Below are 17,316 nucleotides of genomic sequence, written 5' to 3'. Positions count from 1 at the left end.
ACTCCTTTTATCTCTCTAACCTTTAACAGCACCACCCGTTAAGCCCTTAACAACCTTTTCTTGCGAGAACAGGTAGACTACTAGCATTGGTAGACTCGCGAGTGTCAATGCTGCCATTAAACCAGGTACATTGACTGAGAACTCCCCATAGAAATCTTGTAATCCAAGTGGAAGCGTCATGTTCTCAGGGCTTGAAACGAGAACAAGCGCAAAGATAAATTCATTCCAAAGATGAATAAAGTTATAAATAAAAACCGTCATGAGGGCGGGTGTTAACATCGGAAGAATAATGCGCCAAAAGATACCGAAATGAGAGCACCCATCAATCTTCGCCGCTTCTTCTAGTGACTTCGGAATTTCTTGCATAAACTGCGTTAATATGAAAATAGAAATAGGTAGACTGAAGGCAATGTACGGACCAAGCAATGCTAGTAACGAATCATACAACCCCATATTTTGAGATAGTTTAAAGATTGGAATTAATGTCGCATGAATCGGAAGCATCATCCCAGAGATGAATAGGAGAAAGAGTCCACGATTAAAACGAAAATTCATTCTGCTTAACGGATAGCTTGCCAGCGCTGCAATCAGCATCACAGCCACAACAGCTGCTACCGACACAAGAATACTATTTATAAAATAACGCGTTAAACCCATCTGAAAAACGTCCGCATAATTCCCCCACTCAATTGATGTGAAAATCGCAAACGGTCTCTCAAAAAATGTGCTCTGATCTTTTAAAGAAGTCGAAATCATGTAAACAAACGGATAACCGGTAAACACGAGTAGCACTAAACCTATTACATACAAAGGCATCTTTCTGAGTGATTGAACCATTAGAAAGCTCCTTTCTTCTTGCGATTAAAATCAATAACTTGAATGAGGATCGTTACGACTAGCGCGATTAAAAACATAATAAAGGCAATCGCACTTGCATAACCCATATTAAAATTAATAAAGGCTTGTTTAAACATGTACGTTCCCATTAACTCCGTCGCATGATTTGGTCCGCCACCCGTCATTATATAGAAAATATCGAAAGCTTTTAACGATCCAACTATCGCAAGAATGGAGGAGCTGACAATAGTCGGCATAAGTAATGGGAATGTTATATGAAAGAATTTCTGCCAGGAGTTCGCTCCATCAATTTCTGCAGATTCATAGAGTTCTTCTCCGATGCCAACCATGGCAGCCTTGAAAAGAATCATATAGAAGGGCGAAAACTGCCAGACTACAACGAGTAGAATTGCAATCAAGGCGGTATTTTCATCACTCAGCCACGCCACGTTTTCAAATCCCAGAAAATTAATAAGCTGATTAATAATGCCGTTAATCGGGTCGAACATGTAAACCCATAATAATCCAATCGCAACGGTCGACATTAAAAAAGGTAAGAAATAGACGCTACTAAACAATCGAATGCCACGTATTGGCGCAAATAGCATTAAAGCCATAATCATCCCGAGCGGTATTTGAACAAAAACAGACGTAATGACCACCCACGCATTATTCGTAAGTGAAGTCCAAAAAATCGCATCATGAAATAATTGAACATAATTTTCGAAACCAATAAATGTTTTATCACTTGTTCCATCCCAACTATAGAAGCTGTAGCTCAAAGTAGATAGAATCGGATAAACAACATAGACCAAATAAACAATTAGAGCAGGTGCTGTGAAGAGACTTATCGTGACTACTTTTCTCATGTTTCTCTTTTTTGCCTGGCGGACAACCTTCGCCGTCTCGCTTCTTCTTGTCACCTCAACTGTTTCCATCTACAATGCTCTCCCTTCTGTTGATAAGAAAGAGGGGGATTGCCCCTCCTTCACTTATTCAAGCAGCTCTTCTGCCTTTGCTTCCATTTTGTTTGCAGCTTCTTCAGGAGTCATCGATAGACCGAATAGTGCTTGGGTTGTATCTTTATGAAGTTCAGCAAGCTCTGGAGGAAGTGTCTGGTCATAAGGCATTTGAATATGGGAGGCATTTTGCGCAACATCATAGAATTGTTTAACAAATTCATCCTCAGGGACAACATCCTTTACTGCAGCCAATGTACCTGTACGATCTGTGAATTTCTGTGCGGCTTCTTTACTTGTTAAAGCTTGGATAAATTCAGCAGCTAAATCTGGATCTTTGGATTCTTTCGCAACTGACCAAACCGGCCCAGTAGCCCCACCAACTTGTGTATCATTTCCTTCTCCACCAGCAATCGTCGGGAACACAAAGAAACCGAGCTTATCTTCAAACTGTGGCGCTTCTTCTCTGACGTTATTTAAAAAGGAAATCGTCATATCCATCATGGCAGCCTGGCCAGAATACATTAGCTGGCGACCGCGTCCTTCATCGTATGGAATTCCGTTAAAACCTTCATTGAAAGCATCCATCTTTACGAGTTCCTGAATGTATTCGCCCGCTTCCACATAAGCTGGGTCATCAAACCCGCGCCCTTCTCGATTAAATGCGCTTTCAAATAAATCTGGACCACCTATTCGACTTGCAAAATTCATTAAATAATATGCCCCTGGCCACTTCGTTTTGTTTGTTAAAGCAAGCGGTGTGACGTCATTTTCTTTTAATGTCTTAATGATTTCAGTAAATTCATCATATGTTTTTGGTTCTTCAAGATTATATTTTTCAAAGATTTCTTTGTTATAGAAAATGACATCCAGCGATAAACCTAACGGCACGCCATACACTTTATCGTCGAAAGTACCGTTATTTAACGCCATTTCTAAGTAATGATCTTGATCAACATTCTCTGTAATATCTTGCACATTTCCCTGATCCACGAAATGCTTCAACCACCCCCCACCCCAACTCTGAAAAACATCCGGGGGATTACCTCCTGACATTGAGACAGCTAACTTTTGCTTGTATGCATCGTTTGGCGTTTGAAGCAGTTTTACCTTAACGCCATCGTGATCCTCTTCAAACTGTTTTGCGACTTCTTGGAAAAGCTTTTCTCGTTCACCTGTTTCAATGTGCCAAACCTCAATAACTTTTTCGTCTCCACTACCCGAACTCCCTGAAGCACCTTGATTTCCTCCACATGCCGCTAACAGCAACAACACCATAACTGATAATAAAGCCGTAACTTTCTTCATGCTTTACCCCCTCATATAGTCGTCCTGATTATAAAGAAAACCTTTAAGAATGCTGACTAAGGAAATAGTTCAAACTCGTCTCAATACTCTCGAAAGGAGAGCGCTTACATTTATCCTGTTCAACAATCCACCAATCAACATCAGACTGCTCACCTTGATGAAGAACCGCATTAAGATCAACGCCGCCTGTTCCAAGTTCAGCGAAAAACTTCTCACCATCCGTTGTCATATCTTTTAAATGAACAAGAGGGGTTCGATCCTGATATCTCTTCATCCAATCAACAGGATTCTCGCCAGCACGTGTTAACCAATAAATATCAAACTCTGCTTTTACCCATTCCGGATTCGTTTCATCTAAAATTGTTTCAAGTGCAGTTTTACCATTGGACAAATTCTCTAATTCAAAATCATGGTTATGATAGCAAAGGGCAAGTCCTTCGTTTGCACATTCCTTTCCGACATCATTTAATGTCTGAATAAGCTCTGCGTAACCTTTTTCATTTCGTTGTTCAGGTGCCAGAAACGGACAAACGATTTTGCTGCTTCCAATTTCCTTTTGGTAAGTGATAACCTTAGTTAGGTCGTTCTTAAGCCCCTCAAGAGGAATATGACTAGAAGCCGCTTTAAGTCCAACCTGATTCATAACCTTCTTCAACTCTTTCGCAGACATATCATAATAGCCGGCAAACTCTACGCCTTGATAACCAATTTCTGCAACTTTTTTTAAAGTCCCAACAAAATCTTTCTCACTTTCTTCTCGTAACGTATACATCTGTACTGCAACAGGTATATTCACCATACGATTCTCTCCTTTGCAAAATTGATTGAATTTGCTAAGCCTATAACTCGCCCTTCACCTCCCAGAAATAGTCGAACAACAAAATGTAATGGATTACATTTTTGAACTTGGAAGCACCTTTAAATCAATACCGAATTAAGCAAATCCTTAATAGTAAAGTAAACGATTACATTTTTAATAACGGAATAGCCTATGAGACTAAACCTGTTTAGAGCCACACGAATCTCGGATAATAAGTTTTGTATCTAAAACTAGCTGTTTCTTCTTCAACGAATCGCCTTTAATTTGTTTCAATAAAAGCTCCATTGATTGCTTTCCCATCTCAATTAAAGGCTGAGCAATTGTTGTAAGGGCTGGTTCAAAGATCTCTGAGAACTGAATGTTATCAAAACCAACAACCGCAACATCTTCAGGCACCTTCATGTTTTGGTCTTTAACTGCCTTGATTGCTCCCATCGCCATGCTATCATTGGCAGCAAAGATAGCAGTCGGCGGTTTCTCCAGCGCCAGGAACTTATTCATCTGATTATATCCTGATTCATAGGTGTGGTCCCCCTCCTGGATGAGCACACTTTCGATCGCTATGTCATTCGCAAGCAGCGCCTGCCTATAACCTTTTAACCGATCTCTACTAAGCAAACTATTTAACGGGCCGGTAATCATTCCAATTCTACAATGTCCAAGACGAAGCAAATGTTCGACTGCTTCACGCGAACTACTAATATTATCGATGGCTACAGTAGGAACGTTGAGACCTTCGATAAAATCTGACGTTAGAACAACTGGATAGCGATCCGCAATATCCGTAATGACATCATTATCAAGCCTTGTCGTTAATAAAATCATACCGTCTACTTGCTTCTGTTTTAGCTCTTCAATATAACTGTATGCCTTTTCAGGATCTTGATAAGTATTGCCAAGAAGCACCTTATACCCAGATTGATTCGCTACAAGGTCTATCCCTGCAATCATTTGCGGGAAAACATTATTCATAATCGAAGGCACAACCACAAGAATTGTTTTTGTTTCCGTCCTCCTAAAATAACGCGCTAAAATATTGGGCTGATAATTAAGTTCTTCAATCGCTTGAAGCACCTTTACTCTCGTTTTCTCTTTAACGGCTTCAGGGTTTTGAATTACCCTGGAAACAGTAGCCGTTGAAACATTCGCAAGCTTCGCTACATCTGTCATATTCGCCATTCTAATTGTCTCCTAGTGTTTAAAATACTTATTCTATTTCAAACTATAAATGGCACAAGGAAATAATTCAAGCTAAAATGTAATGGATTACATTTTAGCTTGTCAAATGCTGTTGTTGATGCCCATTATAGAGAAGATTTTGAAGAATTTCAATGTTTTTTTGAAAATTATTTATTTTTAGTTTTTATTTTTGGAGATACCTTTATGATGTCTAATAAACAGAGTCCACTGCTTATTGAACAATCAACTAATTTGATTTTAAGGGAGATCGCACCTAATTCCAACTGGCTATTAATCTTTTAGCAATTTAGCCTGACTCATAACTTTATAGTTACATCGTTTACTTCAATATATTTTTTCCACTTGGTTACGTTTCACAAGCATCTATCTCTTTCTTCCTCTACCTAAAAAGCCTATCATTTAAATATGATAGGCTTTTTACATTCATTCATTTTCTTTAATCAAACGTTTAATTAATTCGTAAATTTTGTTGTTGGCTCATGATTTTTGTTTTACCAACAGAGTATTTCATCATATCAATGTTAATCAAAAATATCCTTACTGTTTTGCTAATAAATACTGACGTTCCAAGAACTAACGTGAAGACAAGTAGAAAATACTCTTTTTCCCATACGGAATCTGGTAGAAAGCATGAATAAATGAAAATAGTCAACGGGTACACAAAGTAAATTCCTACTGTGCTTTCACCAATGGCCTTGAGAAAAATATCAAGTAGAACGACTTTTCTTACTGAATGATAGATCCCGAGTAATGATAAGACTAAGATCGGCACTGTAATCATAAGTGACCATTTATTCTGATAAATAAAGCCGAAATTCAAATAGTAGAGAATTTCAAATCCAATGAATCCAATAAATAGGACAAATCCTAACTGATTGAATTTCTTTAGAAAGCTCTGTATGTTTTCCCACTGATGAGCTAAGATTCCTCCTACTACGAAGAAAAAGATCCATTTTGGAAGTAAACCATCTTGGGCGAAAAATTCATTCCCTATTGTTAAGGATGATGATAGGAAAAAAAACTGAACTATTCCACAAATACTGAATAGAAACGGCCATCCCATTTTATTTTGAACAATTTTCAACAAAGGAAGAAACAGAAGAAATTGAAGGACGACCGAAATAAAAGACAAGTGATAAAATGAATTTCCTAGCGCGATGTGAATAAAAGAATCTTTCCAACCGGTAAATATCTCTACATTTAAAACAATTTTAGTAAGTATAAGATAGACAAGACTCCAAAGAACGAATAGAAGAACAACCTTAGAAACCTCAAGAGAACCTAACCGCTTCTCTTTCTTCTTAACCCCCGATTTTCTAAATAAATAAAGGCCAACAATCACCGCAAACATCGCGATTCCAAATTGACTGAGTTGATATGTAATCGAACTTATTTCATTTAATAATTGTCCCTCTCCAAAGAAAAACATTTCCAAAACATGAACGAGTATTAGAAATAAACAAGTAATCGCACTTAAAAAAATAATCTCGCTTTGACCTTGATTCATCCTTTGCATATGCTCACATCCTGTTTTGGTTTGTCTTGATACCTCCATTATAAGGATGTCATTCTCAATCTGAAGGGGTAATGGGTATTCTTTACAAAAGATTAATAGAGCTGACATGATCCTTACAAAAGGTTCATTCCCACTCAATAATGGAGCTCGCTTCTCCCTCTATCACTCTTCGACAAATACCGGGTGGTGACAGGCACCCTTATCCCCGATCAACAAGGCAGTAGCACACTCACCGTAGTCCCTACGCCTAGTTCACTTTCAAATTCAATCCGACCGCCATGTTCATGGATGATTTTGTAGCAAACTACTAATCCGAGTCCTGTACCCCCTTCTTTATTAGAGAAGAAAGGGTCACCGAGATGCTTTAGGCGTTCTTCCGAAATGCCCACCCCTTGATCTGAGATTGAAAGGCGAAATATTTCTCCCTCTTCTCTTGTTTGAATCGTGAGTTTGCCTCCATCTGGCATGGACTCAATCCCGTTTTTAATTAAATTGATCAACACTTGTTTCAATTGATTCACTTCACATTGAACGCCATTAATTTGTTCTCCGAAATCTTTTTCGATACGTACATTACTCATACGGGCCTGCGATTCCATAATCGATAACGTATCACAGAGAAGCGTTGAGAGTTTGGCCAGCTGATACGTCACAGCTTGTGGCTTTGCAAGAGATAGAAACTCTGAAATAATATTTTCAATTCGATTCATTTCAGACATCATTAACTCATGAATTTTGCCATCGATTCTCCCCTTGTATAATTGAATAAATCCTTTTACGGCCGTTAAGGGGTTCCGCACCTCATGAGCCACAGCGGCCGACAGTTGACCAATCACAGACAGTTTTTCGGAGCGCAATAACAATTCTTCCGTCCGTTTTCGATCCCCAATGTTTCGCGTAATCGCTGATATCGCCAGCACCTCCCCATCCTTATCTCTAAGGGGAGAGTAGGTGACGCTAACTTCAATTAACCTGCCATCCTTATGCTTTCGAAGCGCTTCATAATCCACGATTTCATTGCCGTCAGAAACAGTCTTACAAATGAATGATGCTTCATCATAATGGCCATTTGGATAAAGATCAATCATATTTTGTGGCATGTTTTCTTCAGAATACCCATATAGTCGCTGAAAGGCCAGGTTTGTTTTTAGAATTTTACCATTTAAGTTAATGACAGAAATGCCATCTGCGCTATTTGAAAAAATGGATTCTAAAAGCTCCTTCGTTTCAAGCAAATCCTCTTCTACCTTCTTGCGGTGGGTGCTATCGCGACCAATCGAAATGAGATACCCTCTTTCTTCTTTCCCTAATGGACCAGTTGCTTTTACAATATCAAATGTTCGCTCTTCTCCATTATGAAAAAGCTGCTGTTCAAAATGAATGTTTGATGTTTGACCGCCTAGTTTCTGCGGAAAGCCTTCTTTTAAAAGGGGAATAGCATCCCATTCAGGGCTACCAAGTTCAGAAAAAGTTTTGCCTACAACATCTCGTCCTTCTAGATTAAAAAGTTTCTTCGCATAGTGATTCATTTCTAATATCTGTCCATCCTGATTTTGAAAAACCACAAATTCTGGCATGGCATTGATCAGAGAACGAAGAAGCTCTTCTTGTTTAAACGCTTCATGCTGCGCCCATTTATAAGCACTAATATCTTTTAAAATATTATATACGCCGATATAAGATTGATTGAGTTTAACCGGAATCGTTTTAACCTCAATATAAATGACATCCCCATTTTTATGCGTAAGGTTTGTTTCATAAACCTGCATCTTTCCCTCGAGCGCTCTATCAGTATAGTATTTGATTTTTTTTAATTCTCTAAATGAGATATTCTGTTCATATGTATGGATAATTTCACTTTTCTCATAGCCAATCATAGATTGAAGGGATTGATTAATGTCCGTAATTTGCCCATCTGGATCAACGAAAATGATACCGTCAGGGTTTTCAGCAATCAAAAAATCATGCTTCAAATGGAGTTCACTCAACTCTTTCCTCATAATATCTTCGTGATTTGAGGTTAAGGTTTTCACACAAACGAACAGCAAAAGATCGTCTTCCAGATAGGAAACTTCAATGAGATGAGCTTCCTGGTTTGAAATCGAAGTGAAAACAACTTCAATCGATTTTGTTAATGAACAACGCTTTAGTTCCTTTATAAAATGTGGAAGAGAAGGTTGATCATTCATCATCCAAATGTGTTCAATATCGTCACAATCTCTACCGTCATCTGGAAGAATCGTTTTCCCTTCTTCGTTACAGTAAATCACAGTACCCTCTAAATCTACTACGAATAACGGGAGGGGGATTCTACTATAATACTTTTCATAATTCAACGCGCCCAAGCCACCCTCCATAATTTGGTTCTCATTCCTTTTATTATCTCATATTTTAAAATAGATGTAAGGATTAACCAAATAAATAAACCGCCGACTTCAGAGCAGCGGTTTACTTATTTTTCGATTAGTCTGAAAATAGCATTCGAATTTCTAGAAAGTTAATTAATCAAACGTTTGTTTAAATCCGAAACGCTGCATCACTCAACCGTTTTCGAAACTCGCATAACCTCTTGAAGCAATGGTTCGTATAGATCCGAACCTTTTTTCACGTAATGAAGTTCCTTAACGCCTGGCACTTTCAAGTGGATAGCCCCACTTTGTTTGTTATACCACAATCGTAATCCATCTAGAAAAACGGATTTTTCTGTTTCCGAAACTTCTAATTTCATCAATGATCTCTCAATCCCTTCATTAGTAATGCTCATTAACAAATGCCTGCTCTTCATCAGCAGACAATAACCGACTCGCCTTTCCGACTGATCCGTTATTCAAGCTCCAGAGCTCGTTATGAACGTAAACCGCATTTTCAAAATTTCCGTTCTTCCACTTCATTAACGCTTGCTCATATAAATCGTAATGTTCATATTCTCCTGAACCTTCTACTTGCTCCAGAATGTCGAGCATGTCGTCAATACGTGCATCTGTCATTTCAACAAGCGTCCACTTTTCATCAGCATGTACTTTTTGATGCGTCATCCCGTGAAGCGTGTTCATAAAATGTTGCTCACTCGGAATATCATCATTCGCTGTAGAATTTGATCCGTCATCAATGTAGCGTTCTGGATCAATCTCTTCTTCTCTACTCTCTGCTGAGGTCTCTGTTGTATCATTTTCTCCTATTAAATTCGCATTGATGTCCGAAATAAACCAATAGGCAAGGCCTAAAGTGAGAACAACGATTGATGTGATTGAAATAAGTAGTGTTTTAGTGGATGGCATGGTTTGGACAACTCCTTAATTAATTGGGTATGTAATATATTTAATCAAAATGCTTATCAATGTATTCTTTCTCTTCGTCCTTGGTTAATAATCGTATTGCCTTATTTCCATACCTTCCATTGAACTCTCCAATTTGATTGTGAACGTCTACTGTATTTTCAAAGTTACCTTTTTTCCATTCACTCAAGGTATTGTAATAGAACTCATAATTTTGATATTGGTCTTTTTCTTTTGCTTTCTCAAGAATAGCTAACATGTACTCAATACGTTCATCGGTTATTTCTATATAATCTTCATGTACTTCATAAACAGGATCACTTTCAACGAAAACCTTTTGATTTGTCATTCCATATATATTATTCATGAACTCATTCTCAGGGGGAATAATTATGTCTTTAGTTAAATGTTCTTTTTCATCTTCAGCAACTTCTGACTTATCAACGGACATTACATGATCAACTCTACTTTTCTCGTCCATATCCCCGATTGTTACCTGATTTTCTTCCTGACCTAAACTATAAAAGTTAGATAAGTATGGCGAACTTAAAATTAATACTAATATCATGCAGAGAGATATAGAAAAAACAGGAAAAATTCTTATAGGATAACGTTGCGACTTATTTTTTTGCACTACCTTTAAATAAATCCGCTCCTTCTCCTTCTCACTCACTTCACCCTTCTTCAAAACCGATCCATCCATGTCCCTCCGGAGATTTTTCAGCTTGTCCTCCATCTACTCAACCTCCTTATAAAGCTCACGAAGTTGTAATTTGGCACGCCTTAATCTTGTTTTAACCGTCTCTGTTTTAATACCTGTTAATTCTTCTATTTCCTGAAGACTTAAATCCTCATAATAAAACAAAATAATGACTTCTCGATATTTCAGTGAAAGCGAAAGCACCTTCTGAGAAATCTCTTCCCCTTCGCTTTTCTGAACGAGTATCTCATCAAGCCCAGTGCCGATCTCCACCTTTTCGTCCCCACGAAAAGGAATCATCGACCTGAACCATTTACTCTTCAAATAATCTTTGCAGCGATTGACAGTAATTTTGAATAGCCAAGTTTTATAAGTGCTCTCTCCCCTGAAACGTTCGATGTTTTTAAAGCAAGAAATAAACACTTCCTGTGTAATATCATCAGCCACCGTCCAATTTTTCACATATGTAAAAGCAAGGCGCTTGATCGGTTCTGCAAAGTCATCAATCAACTCTCTGAGTAATTCATTTCTCTCAAACTCTTTCTCTCTTTTTTTTTCCCCCAACGAGCTCCCCCCTGAATTTCCCTGTAAGATAGACGACCTACTTCCCAAGATCGGTTCAAAAAATTAACATTTTAGTGATAAAAATAACGAATTTTACCGTAAAATGGTTTAGATTCAAAACTATAACACAAAAAAGAATCACAAAATGCACCTTTGTGATTCTAATCGTACGACCTTACTTATGAAATTTATTCAAACGTTTGTTTAACCCTTCAAAACCTGCATATTCTTCTCCACATACGCCCAATTCTGCGGAAACGGAAAACGCAATCGCCAATAAGTAGCGCCAAGCAGATCATAGGCTTGCATTTGTTTATACTTGGCTTTCATGCTTTCAATGTCCTCAAACCACACGATATGTTCTTTATCTAACAGATTATAGCTGTAAGTTGGGGCCTGTGCGGTCTGATTGTATTGAATGGGTAGCCAACCACTAATCGCACGATTTTGCGCATTTTGCACCGGAATCATTTCAGCGGGCTTCTGCGAGGGCAATGCCCAATCGTATCCATAAAGACTCATCGCCATCATCACTTTGCGGGGATTAATCTGACCTATTGCATACATTAACATCTCTTCTACCCACCAGACCGGTGCGATCGGTGCAGGTGGTCCAATCGCATAACCATAGTCGATTGTCATAACGGAAACGATGTCGACGATCTCACCAACAGCTCGATAATCAAGAAAGCCAACGAGTCGATTTGTTGGCATATCGCTGCTTTTCGCATGCGCATTAAGCTGAAGCGTTAGATTGCCAAGTCCCTTCTTTAACTCCTGCATAAATGCGGTGAAATCCTTTCTTCTTTCTGGTGGCACAAATTCAAAATCAACGCTAACGCCTGCATATCCCTTTTTCTTCACATTTGTTACAAGACTTTGTACAAGCGTGCTTCTTTTTTCTTTGCTTTGAAGAACGACGTCAGCTAATTCAGGGCTAAACATCTGTCCTTCATAATTGCTAATAACAAGCAACGGCTTAATGTCGAGGACTTTTGCCTGTTCTAAAATCTCTTCATCATTGATGGGAATAACCTCTCCTGTCGGTGTAAAGGAATACGTAAATACCGCTAAATAAGTAATGGAAGCAGCCAGATTCTTCAGCGTTTCAAGATAAGAAGAACCTTCGATCGCATCAAAAAAGAGCAGCGTTTTCATTTCATACTTTTCTAATGTAGGAATTCGAATTCTCGCGCCTACTGGGAGAGCGCTCGGATTCAATGTCGGATTAGCAGCAACAATCGCTTGAACCGAAGTTTTATATTGTTGAGAGAGATTCCAAAACGTGTCGCCCTGTTTAAGCTGATAAAATCGTTCGGGTAGATCCTGATCCGGGATATACAGGTTTAATCCTGGAACAAGCCGATCAGAGATAAGTCCGTTCACCGTCTTTATCGTTAATATCGGCACACCATAAGCCGATGAAAGGCGCCAGAGATTATCCCCACTTACCACCGTATGAACCGCCATAGAATCTCCTCCCAATTATGCAGCAGGCTATACTATAAGTGTATTTCGTAAAGGAAGCGTTCATGAATGGCCCCAAAACCTATGATTCCAACTCTAAACGCTACTTCGACAAATAGTGACACACTTCGGGTGGTGACAGGCACTATGCACCATACAAAAAAGCCCGGGTCTCCCCCGAGCTTCTCCATCATTCTATATCCTAATTCTCTAATAACTGGCGCTTCACTTTCTCACTTATCGCTGACTCTCCACCAAGTAGATAAAGCTGATTGGAATCATCTCTAAACAAAACGACAATTAGTGACAAATACCGGGTGGTGACAGGCACCAATCAATCACTCCACTGAAAAAATATCATTCTCTACACCCGTTCCTACAGCACTTTCCCCACCTAAAATAATGTAATCAGTGGTTTGCTCTTCTTTGAAGAACTGATAAGTAGAGTCAGGGAGCTGATTCTTTTTCGTTAAGATCGTTGGTGCACCAAATTTAGCAGCTAAAACAGAGCCAGTTAACGCGTCAGCAAACCCTTCACCAGTAGCGATAAAGACAAAACCTGTTGGAAGATCAAGCTTCTTAGCCACAGCAATCGAAGTTTCATAGCGATCATTCCCTTGTATTCTTGTTGGTCCAGGAAGTTGTCTCGCAACTTTCTCACTGATTGCATTCGGACCACCAATGACATACGTTTTCGTATAATTGGACATGGCTTTCTTAGTTGCTTGAGATAGCTCATTTTGATCCGTTAGAAAGATCGGATGACCGTACATCGCCGCATAAGGTGCCATGGAAAGGGCATCCGGGAAGTTTCCTCCGTACGCTACAACTGCCGTTCGATTAGGAAGAAGCGTCTCCGCAATTGCTGCTGCCGTTTCATATCGATTTTCTCCTTGAATGCGATTCACACTTAACTTCAACTCTTGTTTTAATTCATTTTCTACTGCTGATGAAACAGCATTCGGTCCACCAAGAATCGTAACCTTCTTCACGCCAAACTCTTTCATTAAATCTCTGACCCGATTATCAAGCTTGGCTTTTGGTGTTAATAAAATCGGAGCATCCATTTGAAATGCAAGAGGGGCTCCTGCTAACGCATCTGGAAAAGTCGTGCCAGTCGCAAGCACAACGTTATCTGCTCCATCAGGCCAACCAGCTCTCGCAATCTCGATTGCCGTTTCATAGCGATCATCACCTGAAATACGTTGAATATATTCCATATTCATAGCGGATAGGGCATACATGCTATCAGAGCCGCCGCCATTTAAATCAAGAGCGCCAATATAATAAGTTCCTTCAGGAATCACGTAGAGCTGAACCTGAATGCCGTCGTAGACATCAGAACCATCTGGCTCCAACCAATTCCCATAGCCATCTGCAAGTAAAAACCCAAGATCAATCCCTCTCTGCGCCGTACCAGAGACGAGCAATTCCATCGGATTTTTCACTTCAACTTGATAGACATCGACATCTTCCCATTCGAACGTGCCGTACACGGTATCATCCAGATTTAGTAGATTCGCTTGATTGAACGAATCATTCGGTTCATTCTCCCAATAATCCGTCAGCGTTTTTACTTTATTAGGATCAGTAGCAAGTTTTTCTTTTACCTGTGTCTGAATTTTGTCCAATTCTTCTTTTGAAAAAGTCGTTCCCTTCTCCTGCCTCACCTTATTAATCTCATTTTTCAATTCACCGTGTTCATCACTTGCTGCATACCCATTCACAGGTAGCGAAAGTCCCCCAAGCAATAAAGCCACTAACAAATAAAGTAACGCTTTCCTCATGCATCCATCCCCCATTTTTCCCAAATTGTGTCATAACACTACTCTATTATATAGGTACTAGGAACCAGAAACCATGAGAGGTTCTGTCGAAGGATAGGAAATATTAAGCTGATAACTAGAAACGGAAATAACTCGGGGAACGCTGAAATTTTCAAGAGAAGCGCGCTACTATCCTGGTGAAACTTTGATAAATAAAAAATATCGGCCGCCATCAAATTTAGCATTTTCACATACTCTTCTAAAACCAGCATGATCGTTGCCCTATTCTCCTTGGTTTCAGTAAACAAAATTTTCCTATGAATCATTAAAAACAAAAGCTTATTTCCTTTTCAAAACTCCCTATTGTAATCATAAAAAAAGCGACTACTCGCTTAAAACGTTAACCGAGTAGTCGCTTTTCAGATAATGTTTTTCATTTGAGCATCGCTTCTTACTTACTCCCCATCATAATTGCTATCAGGAAGTGTATCCCAGAAAGACGTATCCGCTGAATCAATGGAATCGTCTGCTAGCGCATTTAGGCTCGCTTTCATGGCTGTTACGGCCTGTTGAATCAAGTAGCCATTGCTCTTCTGTCCGAGCACATAATCATCGCGATAATGATCGGCCATGCCGCGCATTTCAAAGAGAAGCGTTGCAATGCCATATTCCATCGCGAGTCCGTTTCGGCTGATCGTTGGCGCACTTCCGCCTGGATATTTCGAAAGCAGTCCGTATCCTTTCGCTTCAACCGCGTTGTACACGACTGCACCGAGTTCCTTAGACTGCTCTACGACTTCCGGATCAACATTCTCGTTAGTCGGATACAGAATTGATCCTGAGACAAGTTCACCTGTGTCACCTAGCGTCGTTTGTGTTCCTTGATGGTGCAGATCGATCATATAATCCGGCGAGTATTTCTGCAGCACATTTTCGTGTAGTGCCTTTGTTTCAGGCTGCTCGCGATCGACGTGATCACGGTTCAAATCAACTTCGTTGGCGTTATAGCGCGTATGCGTGCCGGAAACATAGTCTTCTAAGGAGAAATTCACATCCCCTTCTGCCCCGTCCACATTAAGTCGCGGCGCAATCAGCACATTCACGTTATCTAGAATGTTCTGCACATCTTTTCCATTCGACGATAAATATTTAATCATTTCAAGTGCGCCTTCTGTCGTTAACGTTTCGTTCCCGTGCTGCTGCGTTAAGAACAGAATCGTGGGATTATCCGGATTCATGCTACCAAACTTCGCGAGGTAAAGATCTCTCCCTTTCACCGACTGACCGTACACCTCAAGTTCCAGCGCATCTGATCGCTGTTCAATTTTTTCTAAAAAGCTCACCATTTCTTCATATGAATGCAAACGCTCATTTTTGATCGTTTCATTGCCACCATAGTTCGGTCCATTCGGTCCATTCTCGCCAGCTAAAACGGTATTCCCTGTTAAAAAAGATCCAGATACGAGCATTGTTCCTGCCACTGTTAACGTTAGAATTTGTTTCTTCACTGTTATCCTCCTAAAATGGTTTTCACTATTTTTGAACCCGCTTACAATTCTATAAACTTAACGTTCGGTTAAAGGAATATCGTCATACGCATTAGGATCAATCTCATACACATCCCCGCTCGTCACGCCATTAATAATCCCATAAAGGCCGATTTCAACCGCTTTAATGAGTCTGCCATTTTCTTTTTGACCGTAGCTTTGCGTTTGCCCTGTCACTTCAAACAGCACAGCGCCACTTCCATTAAGGGCAAACGATCCGAGCGCGGTACCAGGTAAATCAAGATCTTGCGGATACAGCGTGATGTGATCAAATGGCGAATTGCCTCGTTCCTGTAGCGCGTTATAAGCCGCAACATTTAACTGTTTTGAAAAGTCACCATCGTATGTATCAGCATACTCCCTGTACTTTGCTCCTTCTTCGCTATTAGGATCTGGAACAAAATCGCCTGAAATGGAAAGCGTCACTTTATCATCGGTTCCCTCAACAAAATACTCACCCTGATGATGCAAATCGACGAACACATCCACTTTGCCAAACTCATTCAACAACCCTTTGTACACATCTCGAACTGTTTGCGCTTCTGGGGTAATGTACCAGCCAGGATTAGAAGAATCATTAGGAAAATCGTCTGGTTGCGGCACATAATTTAGATCAGGATTAAAGTCTCGATTTACGTCAAAACCTGGATTTGAAGCATAATCCCAATATTGATTCGTATACGTGTAATAGTTCCAGGACGGCGACGCACTAGATAGCTGAGGAAAATCGTTCACCACTTCACTCCACGACATGTCATTTCCACGACGATTTAACTCAGTCGCATCTGGATTAATCATCGGCATCGCAACGATGGTCACTTCACTTCGAATCTTCTTTGCTTCAGGTGAATTCGATCCTAGCTGCTGAAGTAAATTCAACAGAGCCGCCGTTCCCGTCTTTTCGTTTCCATGAATTTCACTTTGCACGAGAATGACTTTCTCGCCTGATCCTACCGTCGCTTTATAAATCTCGCGACCTTGATTCGAATATCCAGCGACTTCTACATTCACCTGTCCCTGGCTGTTCCGATCAATTTGCTGAAGTTTTTTACTGAGCTCCGCATGACTAATAAATCCAGAAATGGCGTATTCTTGACTTTGTGCCTGAACAGGCTTATCGTTCGGCGCTGCCATCGTGGGGCTAAATACAGATGACAATAATAGCGTACTGCACAACAACGATACCTTTTTCTTCACGTCATTCCTCCTCTAATTTAAAAGACTTTACCATTCTGTCATTCTCGCTTTTCGTCACCTTCCCTCTAATGTCTAGCGAAAACGAAACGTTTGAACTAACATATTTAGGAAAAATAGGTCGTTTTACACGGAGTTTTTTTAACTCGCTGTTCAAAAGAAA

At 39.8% G+C, this 17,316-nt stretch carries 16 protein-coding genes; all 16 read right to left on the bottom strand.

The features are described 5' to 3' along the window. Positions 1–15 precede the first annotated feature (15 nt). Positions 16–837: a carbohydrate ABC transporter permease gene (locus LC090_RS02310; RefSeq protein WP_226654876.1), complete on the bottom strand. Its 822-nt coding sequence runs from the start codon at positions 835–837 to the stop codon at positions 16–18. Further along, positions 837–1,775, bottom strand: coding sequence for a carbohydrate ABC transporter permease (locus tag LC090_RS02305; protein WP_226654875.1), 939 nt, complete (start codon positions 1,773–1,775; stop codon positions 837–839). The genes LC090_RS02310 and LC090_RS02305 overlap by 1 nt, the downstream gene beginning before the upstream one ends. A gap of 54 nt (positions 1,776–1,829) precedes the next feature. Continuing rightward, complete coding sequence (locus LC090_RS02300; protein WP_226654873.1) at positions 1,830–3,104, bottom strand: extracellular solute-binding protein; 1,275 nt, start codon at positions 3,102–3,104, stop codon at positions 1,830–1,832. Between the two features lie 43 nt (positions 3,105–3,147). After that, positions 3,148–3,903: a sugar phosphate isomerase/epimerase family protein gene (locus tag LC090_RS02295; protein WP_226654870.1), complete on the bottom strand. Its 756-nt coding sequence runs from the start codon at positions 3,901–3,903 to the stop codon at positions 3,148–3,150. Between the two features lie 198 nt (positions 3,904–4,101). Next, positions 4,102–5,103 (bottom strand): LacI family DNA-binding transcriptional regulator, encoded by a 1,002-nt coding sequence (locus LC090_RS02290; RefSeq protein WP_226654869.1) that lies wholly within the window; start codon positions 5,101–5,103, stop codon positions 4,102–4,104. 469 nt (positions 5,104–5,572) lie between these two features. Beyond that, on the bottom strand, positions 5,573–6,640 hold the full coding sequence (locus tag LC090_RS02285) for an acyltransferase family protein (RefSeq protein WP_226654868.1): 1,068 nt from the start codon (positions 6,638–6,640) through the stop codon (positions 5,573–5,575). Between the two features lie 209 nt (positions 6,641–6,849). Next, positions 6,850–8,997 carry a PAS domain-containing protein gene (locus LC090_RS02280; RefSeq protein ID WP_226654867.1) on the bottom strand — a complete coding sequence of 716 codons (2,148 nt, stop codon included), beginning with the start codon at positions 8,995–8,997 and terminating at the stop codon, positions 6,850–6,852. Positions 8,998–9,176: 179 nt separating this feature from the next. After that, positions 9,177–9,404: a hypothetical protein gene (locus LC090_RS02275; protein WP_226654866.1), complete on the bottom strand. Its 228-nt coding sequence runs from the start codon at positions 9,402–9,404 to the stop codon at positions 9,177–9,179. Further along, positions 9,391–9,918 carry a DUF6241 domain-containing protein gene (locus LC090_RS02270; RefSeq protein ID WP_226654865.1) on the bottom strand — a complete coding sequence of 176 codons (528 nt, stop codon included), beginning with the start codon at positions 9,916–9,918 and terminating at the stop codon, positions 9,391–9,393. The genes LC090_RS02275 and LC090_RS02270 overlap by 14 nt, the downstream gene beginning before the upstream one ends. A 40-nt stretch (positions 9,919–9,958) precedes the next feature. Continuing rightward, on the bottom strand, positions 9,959–10,651 hold the full coding sequence (locus LC090_RS02265) for a DUF6241 domain-containing protein (protein WP_226654863.1): 693 nt from the start codon (positions 10,649–10,651) through the stop codon (positions 9,959–9,961). Next, positions 10,652–11,179 carry a sigma-70 family RNA polymerase sigma factor gene (locus LC090_RS02260; protein WP_226654860.1) on the bottom strand — a complete coding sequence of 176 codons (528 nt, stop codon included), beginning with the start codon at positions 11,177–11,179 and terminating at the stop codon, positions 10,652–10,654. Between the two features lie 204 nt (positions 11,180–11,383). Further along, positions 11,384–12,649: a glycosyl hydrolase family 18 protein gene (locus LC090_RS02255; RefSeq protein WP_226654858.1), complete on the bottom strand. Its 1,266-nt coding sequence runs from the start codon at positions 12,647–12,649 to the stop codon at positions 11,384–11,386. Positions 12,650–12,848: 199 nt separating this feature from the next. After that, positions 12,849–12,977: a hypothetical protein gene (locus LC090_RS21855; RefSeq protein ID WP_255647920.1), complete on the bottom strand. Its 129-nt coding sequence runs from the start codon at positions 12,975–12,977 to the stop codon at positions 12,849–12,851. 7 nt (positions 12,978–12,984) lie between these two features. Next, on the bottom strand, positions 12,985–14,433 hold the full coding sequence (locus tag LC090_RS02250; protein WP_226654856.1) for a cell wall-binding repeat-containing protein: 1,449 nt from the start codon (positions 14,431–14,433) through the stop codon (positions 12,985–12,987). Between the two features lie 434 nt (positions 14,434–14,867). After that, positions 14,868–15,920, bottom strand: a complete 1,053-nt coding sequence (locus tag LC090_RS02245) for a M14 family zinc carboxypeptidase (protein ID WP_226654853.1) — start codon at positions 15,918–15,920, stop codon at positions 14,868–14,870. Between the two features lie 57 nt (positions 15,921–15,977). Further along, entirely contained in the window at positions 15,978–17,156 is a 1,179-nt protein-coding gene (locus tag LC090_RS02240; protein WP_226654851.1) for a M14 family zinc carboxypeptidase, read from the bottom strand. Positions 17,157–17,316: the final 160 nt, after the last annotated feature.

The sequence above is a fragment of the Guptibacillus hwajinpoensis genome (assembly GCF_020524165.1).
GTDB classification, from domain to species: Bacteria; Bacillota; Bacilli; order Bacillales; family Guptibacillaceae; genus Guptibacillus; species Guptibacillus hwajinpoensis_D.
Note: the sequence above shows the minus strand (reverse complement) of the source record. Positions and strands in the feature narration are given on the sequence as shown.